The sequence below is a fragment of the Ancylobacter sp. G4_0304 genome (genome assembly GCF_047501495.1).
GTDB lineage: Bacteria > Pseudomonadota > Alphaproteobacteria > Rhizobiales > Xanthobacteraceae > Ancylobacter.
This window is the reverse complement of record NZ_JAZDRM010000002.1, coordinates 35,688-46,132: the sequence shown is the minus strand read 5'-3', so window position 1 is coordinate 46,132 and position 10,445 is coordinate 35,688. Positions and strand designations below refer to the sequence as shown.

General features: G+C 67.9%; 11 protein-coding genes. 2 read left to right on the top strand and 9 right to left on the bottom strand.

What is annotated here, in order from left to right:
* Positions 1–109 precede the first annotated feature (109 nt).
* Positions 110–484 (top strand): DUF2934 domain-containing protein, encoded by a 375-nt coding sequence (locus tag VRZ77_RS01480; RefSeq protein ID WP_414590942.1) that lies wholly within the window; start codon positions 110–112, stop codon positions 482–484.
* Positions 485–526: 42 nt separating this feature from the next.
* On the opposite strand, the gene VRZ77_RS01475 is transcribed toward VRZ77_RS01480, so the two are convergent.
* The 7 genes from VRZ77_RS01475 to VRZ77_RS01445 are packed head-to-tail and all read right to left on the bottom strand — an operon-like array spanning position 527 to position 7,293.
* Positions 527–1,606, bottom strand: a complete 1,080-nt coding sequence (locus VRZ77_RS01475; RefSeq protein ID WP_414590941.1) for a c-type cytochrome — start codon at positions 1,604–1,606, stop codon at positions 527–529.
* Positions 1,603–2,241 (bottom strand): cytochrome c oxidase assembly protein, encoded by a 639-nt coding sequence (locus VRZ77_RS01470; protein ID WP_414590940.1) that lies wholly within the window; start codon positions 2,239–2,241, stop codon positions 1,603–1,605. Before VRZ77_RS01470 ends, VRZ77_RS01475 begins: the two co-directional genes overlap by 4 nt.
* On the bottom strand, positions 2,238–2,606 hold the full coding sequence (locus VRZ77_RS01465; RefSeq protein WP_414590939.1) for a hypothetical protein: 369 nt from the start codon (positions 2,604–2,606) through the stop codon (positions 2,238–2,240). The genes VRZ77_RS01470 and VRZ77_RS01465 overlap by 4 nt, the downstream gene beginning before the upstream one ends.
* A gap of 7 nt (positions 2,607–2,613) precedes the next feature.
* On the bottom strand, positions 2,614–5,124 hold the full coding sequence (gene ctaD, locus VRZ77_RS01460; RefSeq protein WP_414590938.1) for a cytochrome c oxidase subunit I: 2,511 nt from the start codon (positions 5,122–5,124) through the stop codon (positions 2,614–2,616).
* Positions 5,121–6,059 carry a cytochrome c oxidase subunit II gene (gene coxB / locus VRZ77_RS01455; RefSeq protein ID WP_414590937.1) on the bottom strand — a complete coding sequence of 313 codons (939 nt, stop codon included), beginning with the start codon at positions 6,057–6,059 and terminating at the stop codon, positions 5,121–5,123. Before coxB ends, ctaD begins: the two co-directional genes overlap by 4 nt.
* Before the next feature lie 56 nt (positions 6,060–6,115).
* Positions 6,116–6,388: a hypothetical protein gene (locus VRZ77_RS01450; protein ID WP_414590936.1), complete on the bottom strand. Its 273-nt coding sequence runs from the start codon at positions 6,386–6,388 to the stop codon at positions 6,116–6,118.
* 47 nt (positions 6,389–6,435) lie between these two features.
* Positions 6,436–7,293 (bottom strand): SDR family oxidoreductase, encoded by an 858-nt coding sequence (locus VRZ77_RS01445; RefSeq protein ID WP_414590935.1) that lies wholly within the window; start codon positions 7,291–7,293, stop codon positions 6,436–6,438.
* A 127-nt stretch (positions 7,294–7,420) separates the two neighbouring features.
* On the opposite strand from VRZ77_RS01445, the gene VRZ77_RS01440 reads away from it, so the two are divergent.
* Entirely contained in the window at positions 7,421–8,329 is a 909-nt protein-coding gene (locus VRZ77_RS01440) for a DUF72 domain-containing protein (protein ID WP_414590934.1), read from the top strand.
* A 102-nt stretch (positions 8,330–8,431) separates the two neighbouring features.
* On the opposite strand, the gene VRZ77_RS01435 is transcribed toward VRZ77_RS01440, so the two are convergent.
* Together VRZ77_RS01435 and VRZ77_RS01430 are read right to left on the bottom strand one after the other, a co-directional pair.
* Complete coding sequence (locus tag VRZ77_RS01435; RefSeq protein ID WP_414590933.1) at positions 8,432–9,160, bottom strand: alpha/beta hydrolase family protein; 729 nt, start codon at positions 9,158–9,160, stop codon at positions 8,432–8,434.
* Complete coding sequence (locus tag VRZ77_RS01430; protein ID WP_414590932.1) at positions 9,150–10,313, bottom strand: DUF3182 family protein; 1,164 nt, start codon at positions 10,311–10,313, stop codon at positions 9,150–9,152. The genes VRZ77_RS01435 and VRZ77_RS01430 overlap by 11 nt, the downstream gene beginning before the upstream one ends.
* Positions 10,314–10,445: the final 132 nt, after the last annotated feature.

Genomic DNA, 10,445 nt, shown 5'->3' with positions numbered 1-10,445 from the left:
TCCTCGGGTTGCGCCAGACAACGCCGCCCTCCCGCAACCGTTCCGGCGGGTCGCACGGAACGGGCATTCAGCACGAACGTTCTTCCCGCAGAAGCTCAGGGAGGCGACGATGAACGCTGACGACCATTCCATCCGTGAACGCGCATACCGGATCTGGGAACAGGAAGGACGCCCGGAAGGACGCGCAGAGCATCACTGGTTCCAGGCGAAGGAGATCGTGGCGATCGAGGACATCCGGCCCCAGGCATTCCGATCGGCAGAGGTGGTCGAGGCGCCGCCTCTCGAACTGCCGCCATCCGTTACGGATGAGCCGGAACGGCTTTCCGATGCGGAAGGTGGCGGCATCGAGAACGAGCCGATCAGCGAGATCGAAACCATCCGCCGCACGCTGGAAGTACCCAAGGAACGGCGCGGCGAAACGGTGCCCATCTCCAATGAGGAGGGCGCCCTTGGCGGCACGGCCGGCTGGCGCCCCAACCGTTGACGCCTTGGGCGGCGGCACGCACACGTGCTGTAAGATCGGGGATCACCGAGCTGCCGCCGCCGCCCCCTGCCCTGCTCTAGGCTGCCGGGCATAGAACTCCGCAACGGCATCGATCGCCTCGTCCGGCAGGCGCTCCGCGATGCGGTGCATCACGCGGGCACGCTCATCAAGCGGCTCGTCCTGCTTCATCCGGATCAATCGGGCGGCGAGATAGGCGGCATCCTGTCCGGCGAGATACGGATAGGCCGGGTTCCGGCTCGCCGAGCGGCCATGACAGCTCTCGCAGGCCGGCACATCCTTTTCCGGCAGTCCATGGAGAGCGATGCGCGCGCCCGGCGTGTGGTCAGGCTCGCTGCGATCACTGAGGCCGGACAGGCCGGCATAGTACTGCGCGAGACGGCGGAGCTCCGGCTCCGGCACGCCGTCGACCGCAAACTGCATGATGCCGCTCGGCCGGGTGCCCTTGGCATAGGCATTCAAGGCGTTGGCCAGATAAACCTCGCTCTGGCCTGCGAGCAGCGGAAAGGCGCTGTCCGAGGAGCCGCCATCCACGCCATGGCAGCGGGCGCAGCGCTCCAGCATGGGATCTTCGGGCACGCGTGGGCCGACGGCGAGACGCCGGTAATCCTCGGCCGACATGTCCGGCAAGGCGCGCAGAAACGCCGCCATGGCCAACACCTCGTCGTCGCGCTGCGGGGCGATCCATGATGGCATGCCGGTATATTTGACGCCGTGGCGGACGATGCGGGAGAGCTCGCGCGCGGTCCATTTCGCACCCACCCCTTCCAGCCCCGGAGGAGCCGGCGTCATATGCGCGGCGAGGATGGGCGAGGTGGCGAGCGGCGAGCCGTGGCAGAACGCGCAGGCAGTCTCGTAGTGCCCGGCGGCGCGGCGGATATTGGCCGCGCTGTCGAGATCGGCGGGCGGCTGCGGCTCAAGCAGCGCATAGGTGCGGACCGATTTCTGCATCACCTCATGCAGCGCCCAGGCGGTGACGCGCCAATGGCCGGAACTGGCGCCGATATTGACGATGCCGGACCAGCCGACAAGAAAACCGAGCACGGCCAGAGCGGCGACGGCGTAGAGCAGACGGCGCGGTGTGACGCGGAACGACGGTCTCATGGCGTCGCCTCCCGGCGCGGTTCCGCCAACACCACCCGCGCCATCAGGCCGAGGCCGCCGGCGAGATAGACGAAGCCGCCGACCAGCAGCATGACCACGCCGCCGAGCTGCTGATCGGCCAAAGCGGACGCCGGATCGGCGCCGCAGATCGGCACGCCGTTCTCGACATAGAGAGGACGGCCGGCGAACGCGATCAGTGCCCCGAGCAGCGTCATGTGCATGGAGGTCAGCAGCAGCCCGAGCGTACCGACGAGCGCGCCGGCGACCGCCCCGCCCGCCGCGCGGCCGAGACAGGACATCCAGAGCAGCAACCCTCCGCCAAGGAAGCTCGCCTGCTCGGCGACCATGACGAGATCGTTCTGGCGGGCGGCACCATGCGCGAGCGGCAGGTGCCAGCCCCACACGATGGCGAATTCCAGCATCGCGGCCAGCACCGGGGAGAACAGCCACGGCAACCGCAGGGACGGATCGAGCCGCGTGCCGGAAAGGCCGATGGCGATCAGCGGGGCGGCGAGCGCGACCACGCTCATATGCACGATCATGTGGGCCGTGAAAGTGCCGGGCATTCCCGCGAGGGGGCTTCCCCAGACCAGCGCGAGGATCGCAAGGCCGGCGATGACAGAGGCAAGCTTCATCGCACGCACTCCGCGATGAACAGCGCCGGCATGGCGCCGAACAGCACCGCGACCGCGCTGAGCGCGCAGAGCAGGAGCGTCGCGAAGCCGAGGAAATGCTGCTGGTCGTCTTCGGTCGGCTCATCATGGGGCGGCATACCCGAGCCGAAGCCCCAATGCCGGTGCGCCTGCACCCCGGCGGCGAGGATGAGGCCGAGCGCGAGCACGGTGGCGGCGGCAATGGCGAGCCGCAACTCGCCAAGCGCGCCGGGATATTTGGCGCAGATGATCGCCCCGGCGATGTAGCAGAACAGGAAATGCAGCGCCCACACCGTTGGCGGGGTGATCAGGGTCCAGAGGTTCGGCGTTGCGCGGCGGAACAGCATGGGCGCCTCACATCGCGCGCGGAGCGAGGACGAGCACCGCGAGCGTGGTCGCCAGGGTGAGGGCCGCGAAATGCCAGTACAGCACGACATTGCGCAGATCGATGTCGTGGGTCGCGGTGAGCCGGCCGGCGAGGCTGCCGGCCAGGCAATAACCCTGCATCAGCACGCCGACGGCGAGATGAATAGCGGTCCAGATCACGATCACCCACACGGTGGCGGGATAGACATGGGTCGTGGGCGCCAGTCCCGCCTGCCAGGGCGACAGGACGAGCAGGGCGCCGCCGACGAGGGCCAGAGCGATGCCTCCGGCAAGTGCGAGGCGCACAAGAAGCCGCGGGCCGGCCCGATTGGCCGCTCGGGCCAGCAGCATCAGCCCCCATGAGGCGAGCCCTGCGGCGCCGCCCGCGAGCATCAGCGCGGTGTCGGGAACCGGATCACCGGCGGGCGGGAAGGCGCCGTGGATGGTCCAGAAGTAGAAATAGGCGAAGATCAGGCTCAGGAAGGCAGTGCCGTCGCCGACCATGGTGATGAACATCGCCCACCAGCCGACCGATGCGGAGCCGGAGGCATAGAGCGGCAGGGTGACGCCCATGCCGGCGTGCTTCTCCGGCTTTTCCGGGATCATCGCCGTGCCGGTCCACAGCCACACCATGATCGCGGCGACGCCGAGCGCGCCGGACAGGGCGGCGACCACCCACCAGTGAAAAGTCGTCGCGATGAAGCTGCCGCCGATCAGGATCGCCGCGATCATCGGCTTGAAACTGTTGCCCGGCACGCGCAGCACCTGCTGCGGTTCGGCGTCGAGCACGCCGGTGACCAGGGTCTCGCGCTTGCCCTCCTCCGCGCCGGGCAGGAAGAACCGTCCCGCGTCGATATCCGCCGCCAGGTTCTTCTGGTCCCAGAGCGGGTAGCGGCTGGAGACCGGCGGCACCGAGCGGATGCCCCAGGGCTCGGACGGATCGCCCGCCACCCATTCCAGCGTCCCGGCATTCCATGGGTTGCGCGGTGCGCGCTCCTTGCCAGGCCGCAGCACGTCCCACACCAGCACGACGACGCCGGCCGCCATGGTGAAGGCGCCGAAGGTGGAGACGAGGTTCAACTCGTCCCAGCCATGATCGGCCGGATAGGTGAACACCCGGCGCGGCATTCCGCGCAGGCCGGTGATGTGCATCGGCAGGAAGGCGATGTTGAAGCCGGCGAACATCAGCCAGAACGACCAGCGCCCGAGCCGCGCGGAGAGCATTTTCCCCGTGATGAAGGGGTGGAAATAATACACGCCCGCGATCAGCGGGAAGAACATGCCGCCGATCAGCGTGTAGTGCAGATGGGCGACCACGAAATAGCTGTCATGCGCCTGCCAGTCGAACGGTGCCAGCGCGACCATCACCCCGGTCAGCCCACCGAACACGAAGATCGCGAGTGCGCCGGTGGCGAACAGCATCGGGATGGAGAAGATCACCCGCCCGGCCAGCAGCGTCGCCACGAAGACGAAGATCTGCACGCCGGTCGGGATCGCCACCGCCTCGGAGGCCGCCGAGAAGAAGCCGATCGACAGCGACGGCAGGCCGATGGTGAACATGTGATGCGCCCACAGCCCGAAGCTGAGGAAGCCGGTGCCCACCGCCGCCAGCACGATCCAGCCATAACCGAGGATCGGGCGCTGCGCGAAGGTCGGCACGATCATCGCAAGCAGGGCGATGGAGGGCAGGAAGATGATGTAGACTTCCGGGTGGCCGAAAATCCAGAACAGGTGCTGCCACAGCACCGGATCGCCGCCGCGCGCGGCATCGAAGAACGGCCAGTCGAACAGCCGCTGCATCTCGAACAGGATGTCGCCCGCGATCAAGGGCGGGAAGGCGAACAGGATCATCCCGCCGACGATCAGCACATACCAGCAATAGAGCGGCATCATATTGATGCGCATGCCCGGCGGCCGGCATTTCAGCACGCCGACGATCAGCTCCACGGCGGCGGCGATCGACGCGACCTCGATGAAGGACAGGCCGAGCAGCCAGATATCGGCACCGATGCCCGTCTGGGTAGTGTCGGTGGCGAGCGGGGGGTACATGAACCAGCCGCTGTCCGGGGCGGCATCGAAGAAGATCGAGCCGCCGACGAACACGCCGCCAATGAGGAAGCACCAGAAGCCGAAGGCGGACAGGCGGGGGAACGGCAGATCCCGCGCGGCCAGCATCTGCGGCAGGATGAGGATCGCCACCGCCTCGAAGATCGGGACGGCGAACAGGAACATCATCATCGTGCCGTGCAGCGTGTAGAGCTGGTTGTAGGTGCCGGCCGAGACCAGATCATTGTCGGGCACGGAGAGCTGGGCGCGCATGATGAGGGCGAGCACGCCGGCGAACAGGAAGAAGACGAACGCCGTACCCGTGTACCAGAGGCCGACGACCTGGTTGTTGCAATTGGAGAAATAGCGCCAGCCGCGCGGAATTTCCCAGACCGCCCGGAGTTCGGCTTCCTGCCGGTGACGGCGCTCGGTGTCGGTGTCGCTCTCGCTCATCGCAGGCTCCCGAGATAAGCGGTGATGGCGTCAAGATCGGCCGGGGGCAGCGCCTTGAAGGAGGGCATGCGCGAGCCGGGCTTCACCTCCTCGGCCTCGGCGACAAAACGGCGGCGGTTCTCGTCCGTGTTGGCGAACATGCCCGCGCCCAGCATCTGCCGGTCGGCGAGATGGGTCAGGTCCGGGCCGATGGTGCCCGTCGCCGCCGTGCCGCGCACGCTGTGGCAACCGCCGCAGCCATTGGCGAGGAAGGCGCCATCGACGGCAGTGGAAGCCGCCGGCGCGGCCTCTCGCGCCAGCCACGCCTCGAACGCCGCGGGCTCCATCACCACGACCGGGAACGCCATGAAGGTATGCGAGCGGCCGCAGAACTCGGCACAGACGCCGCGATAGGTACCGATGCGTTCGGGATGCAGCACCAGCCGGTTGGTGCGGCCGGGGATCATGTCGAGCTTGCCGGCGAGCGCGGGTATCCAGAACGAGTGAATGACGTCGGCGCTATCGAGCAGGATTTCGGCGGCGCTGCCCGCCGGCAGGCGAAGCTCGTTCGCGGTCTCGATCCGCGCGCCGTCGCGGCCGGTATAGGTGACGCGCCACCAGTATTGTTCGCCGGAGACATGGATGGTGAGCGCCGGCTCGCCCGCGCGCAGCACCGGCATCAGCCGCAGCCCGTAGGCAAGCAGCAGTGCAAGGACAACCGTGGGGAATACCGCGCCGGCCCACAGGATGATCCTGAGGCCGCCGCGTTCGCTGAGGGGCTGCCTCTGCCAGCGGCTGCCGAATAGCGCGGCGCCGATCACGACCAGCCAGACGAAGGCGGCGCCGGCGAGCATTACCCAGAACAGCGTCGCAACTTCCGCGGCTTCCCGTCCCGCAGGATCGAGAGCCGATTGCGGCCCGCTGCACGCGCCGAGCAGCACGCCGGTGCCGGCCACGAGACCGTACCGGCATGCGTGAAAAGGCTGCGCCCCCCGTCCTCCCGCCATCGCGATCAGGGCAAGCGACTGAGCGGAACGCTTTCGGAGGTGTCGACGCCCTGGTTGGTGTCTTCCGCGCCCAGCATGGTATCGGGCGCGCCGGGCACCACGATCACCACATCCAGTCCGTCGCGGATCGCATTCGAGGCCGCGGCGACGGCGGCCTCGAATGCGGCCTCCCGGCTGACATAGGCCATGCCGGCCTTCTCGTCGGTTTCGACGCGCCACTGTCCCTCATTGCCGCGCACGCGATAGGTGACGGATCGGCTGGCATCCTCGGTCTGCATGGAACTCTCCCTTGGCTTTATGCGCACACGCAGGTGGCGCGGGGGCGCTACAGCATCGGGCCGCCGCCGGTGACGGCGATGGTGGCGCCGGAGACGTAGCTGGACAGCGGATCGGCCAGCATCACGTAAGCCGTGGCGAGCTCGGCCGGCTGGCCGGGGCGCTTCATCGGCACCTGCTCTCCGAAATGCGCGACCTTCTCCGCCGGCATGGTCGACGGGATCAGCGGGGTCCAGATCGGCCCCGGCGCCACGGCATTGGCGCGAATACCCTTCTCGGCGAGGAGCTGCGCCAGCCCGGCGGTGAAATTCTGGATCGCGCCCTTGGTGGTGGCATAGGCCAGCAGCGAGGGGTTCGGCTTGTCGGAATTGATCGAGGCTGTGTTGATGATGGCGCTGCCCGGCTTCATGTGCGGGACGGCGGCCTTGGTGAGGTAGACCATGGCATGGATGTTCACCTTGAAGGTGAGCTCCCATTCCTCGTCGCTGATGTCGTCGATCTCGGCGAAGGTCGCCTGATGGGCGGCGTTGTTGACGAGGATGTCGATGCCGCCGAACGCGTCGACCGCCTTTTCCACCAGCGCCCGGCAATGCGCCGGATCCTGGATATCGCCTGGCACCAGCACCGCCGTGCGGCCGGCCTTCTCGACCAGCTCTTGGGTCTCCCGCGCGTCCTCGTGCTCGTCGAGATAGGAGATCAGCACGTCGGCGCCTTCGCGGGCATAGGCGAGCGCCACGGCTCGGCCGATGCCGCTGTCGGCGCCGGTGATCAGGGCCTTACGACCCAGCAGCCGGTCGGCACCCTTGTAGCTGGTCTCGCCATGGTCGGGGCGCGGCGACATCGCATCGGTGCGGCCCGGCATGGGCTGCTGCTGCGGCTCGAAAGGCGGATGCGGGTGATCGAGCATCGGCAAGCCTCCTGTGGTGGGGGGTCCCGGTGCCAACGACTGGCAGGCGGCTTGGTTCCCATGCCGGAGGGAACGAACTCTTCGCTGCCGGATTGGCGCAGAAGGCTCACAAAGGCGAGCGGCGGAGATGACCACACCCCGAGGCGATATCCGGATAGGCGTGTCGGGCTGGACCTACGGCCCCTGGCGCGGCAATTTCTATCCCAAAGGGCTGGTCCAGAAGCGCGAACTGGCTTTTGCCGCCTCGCGGTTTACCTCGATCGAGGTCAACGGCACCTTTTATGGCCTGCAGCGCCCGGAGAGCTTCACGCGCTGGGCGCAGGCCACGCCGGACGATTTCGTCTTCGCGGTGAAGGGCTCGCGCTTCATCACCCATACCAAGCGACTGCGCGATGCCGAAGGCGCCCTGGCGAATTTCCTGGCCTCCGGCGTGCTCTGCCTCGGGCCCAAGCTTGGTCCGCTACTCTGGCAATTGCCGCCGACTCTGCGCTTCGACGCCGGCCTGATCCGCGACTTCCTTGCGCTGCTGCCAAAGGACACTGAAGCCGCCGCGCGGCTGGCACGCCGCCATGACGAACGTCTGGACAGCCGCGCGGCCACCTCGACCGATGCCAAGCGCCCGCTGCGCCATGCCCTCGAAATCCGTCACGACAGCTTCCGCACCCCGGCCTTCATCGACCTGCTGCGCGCGCAGAACGTCGCGCTGGTGTGCGCCGACACGGTATCCTGGCCCCGGTTGATGGATCTCACCGACGACTTCATCTACTGCCGGCTGCATGGTTCGAGCGAGCTCTACCGCTCGCGCTATGGCGACGACGATCTCGACCGCTGGGCCGCGCGGGCCGCGGCCTGGGCCGCCGGGCGTCCCATGAAGGACGGCGACTTCGCTGCACCCGACATGCCGGCTATGCGGCCTCGCGATGTCTTCATGTTCTTCGACAACACCGACAAGCTCCACGCCCCCGACGATGCCCGGCGCCTGATGAAGCGGCTCCATGTCCATGGCCATGTATGTGACGCGGAGGACGCTGCATGAGCGCGAAACCCAGCGCAGCAATGGGCGAGACCGGCTTCCCGACGCGGGAGGGCGTGACCTGCGTTCGACGACCCTATTGGCTGGCGCGGAGAACGCTAGCGCTCAGCGCGCGCCGAGCACCATCTCGCGTATCCACCCGACCAGCAGCGAGCCATAGGCGGCGCGGGCCTCCTTGTCCGACAGCGCGTGATCGGCGCCCGCGATGATGCGGTAGGTGAGCGAATGGGCCTGCCGGAACGCCGCGACGTAATTCGCCACCGTCATGTGAGGCACGAGATCGTCGAATTCGGATTCGATGGCGAGCACGTCGCCCTGGAAACGGGCGCAGGCGGCCAGCGCGCGGTTATCCTCCGGGCCGATGGTCGAGTTGCGATAGGTCGTCAGGTCGAGCCGGTCGAGCTGGCCCTTGGCGAGCGACCATTGCTCGTCGCGATACAGCGCGGGCACGCGCAACGAGAGCCAGCGCACCGGGCGGAAGGTGGTGAGGATGGTGGCGAGATAGGCGCCATAGCTCGACCCCACCACCGCGATGGCCGAGCGGTCCACCAGCGGATGCGAGACCAGCGTGTCATAGGCGGCGATGACATCGTGAAGGTTCTGGCGCGGCGTCACGCTCATCCGCATCGCCTCGGTCGCGGCATGGCCGCGCAGATCGAAGGTCAGGCCGACGCAGCCCAGCGTGGCGATGTCGCGCGCGAGCTTGAGGTCGCTCTGCTGGCTGCCGGTCCAGCCATGGACGAACAAGATGCCGGGAACTCCCGTGCGCGGCACGGCGAAGGTGCCGTCGATATGGTCGCCGTCGACGGTGATGCAGATGGTTTCAGAATGCACGGCTGTCGTCCCCCTCCTCTGTTTCACTGCGGGCTTCGATGCGGGCGAATTTGATCATTGGGCCGACATCGGCATCGTCGCCGTCGAAATAGACGAAGGCATCGCGCGGAACCTCGTGCGACGTGCCGTAGCGCTCGCAGCACGCCGCCCGCACCATCGCAAGGCGTGGATTGTCGGCGAAGGCTTCGAAGGCGGCGATCTCGGCTCCCGAGGCGCCGCCGATGCGCCAGGACTGTTCCAGCACGCCCGCACGAGGATTGCCGCGGGCATCGCGCCCGCTCACCACATCATAATTGCGACGGGAGGCGATGAGACCGGGCAGATGCTGCATGGCGGCGCCATCGTAGATGATGGTGGCCTCGACCGCCTGGCGCGTGGGGCTGTCGAGGTCGAGCTGGCGCAGCGCGTCGAGTTCGCCCCGCACCACGGTCAGGGTCGAGCCGCCATAAGCGCTTGCGCCTTTATTGTCGCGGGTGGTGAACTGCTCCCCGACATAGGACAGAAGCTGATCGCCAATGCGCATCCGGCCGACGCTGAAAGTGACGCCCTCGGCGATATCCTGCTCCAGCACCAGCCCGAGGCGCGGCAGCTCCGGCGTGTCGAGGGCTTCCAACGCAGCGGCGAGCGCAGCAAGGTCGCCGACGATGCGCTGGCCATGGCCGCCATCGGCCCACGCCGCCTTGAGGCGGACCGGCCCTTCCGCCAGCAACGCCTCGCCGGCCTTGCGCGCGCTGGCAAGGTCGAAGGCGGAAAACCCTGTCAGCACCGCCGTGTGGGCCGCGTGGCTGAAGGCGGCGCTCCAGCCTTCCGGATGCGGCGCGTCGCCGTCGATCAGCTCGTGCGTGATGGCCTTGCCCGCCTGAACCTCATAGGGAACGAGGCCACCGAACAGGTCGCTCTCCGACTCGATGCCGAGCTGACCGGCCACAAGACCGCCGATCAGCGTATCAGCGGGCACGGCGTAGCAGCGCGGAACGTCCGCGGGGCGTTCGACGAAGGCGCTGCCGCGCAGCGCCGCGATGCGCCGGGCAAGCGCCTCCACCGCCGCGACGCGGTGGCCAGACATGCGTCCCGTGGCGACGACGGCAACCGGGTCGGGACAGGTAAGGCGCCGGCCGCCACCCGTTTCGGGGACCTCACCTTCATAGCCCATGCAAGGCGCTCCCTGGCGTTCGCTGCTGCAACATCGCCTTGGCTAACGGAGGGCGAACCGCGAGGTTCCCAACGGTCGGAACGGGACCGATGCGCGCGGGCTATCTCCGGATGGAACGGGTTGCGCGCTGAA

Excerpts from the sequence above, each read along its gene's own strand:
- VRZ77_RS01445 (WP_414590935.1), bottom strand. The coding sequence starts at position 7,293 with ATGCTCGATCACCCGCATCCGCCTTTCGAGCCGCAGCAGCAGCCCATG.
- VRZ77_RS01440 (WP_414590934.1), top strand. The coding sequence starts at position 7,421 with ATGACCACACCCCGAGGCGATATCCGGATAGGCGTGTCGGGCTGGACC.
- VRZ77_RS01475 (WP_414590941.1), bottom strand. The coding sequence starts at position 1,606 with ATGAGACCGTCGTTCCGCGTCACACCGCGCCGTCTGCTCTACGCCGTC.
- VRZ77_RS01450 (WP_414590936.1), bottom strand. The coding sequence starts at position 6,388 with ATGCAGACCGAGGATGCCAGCCGATCCGTCACCTATCGCGTGCGCGGC.
- VRZ77_RS01465 (WP_414590939.1), bottom strand. The coding sequence starts at position 2,606 with ATGCTGTTCCGCCGCGCAACGCCGAACCTCTGGACCCTGATCACCCCG.
- VRZ77_RS01430 (WP_414590932.1), bottom strand. The coding sequence starts at position 10,313 with ATGGGCTATGAAGGTGAGGTCCCCGAAACGGGTGGCGGCCGGCGCCTT.
- ctaD (WP_414590938.1), bottom strand. The coding sequence starts at position 5,124 with ATGAGCGAGAGCGACACCGACACCGAGCGCCGTCACCGGCAGGAAGCC.
- VRZ77_RS01480 (WP_414590942.1), top strand. The coding sequence starts at position 110 with ATGAACGCTGACGACCATTCCATCCGTGAACGCGCATACCGGATCTGG.
- VRZ77_RS01470 (WP_414590940.1), bottom strand. The coding sequence starts at position 2,241 with ATGAAGCTTGCCTCTGTCATCGCCGGCCTTGCGATCCTCGCGCTGGTC.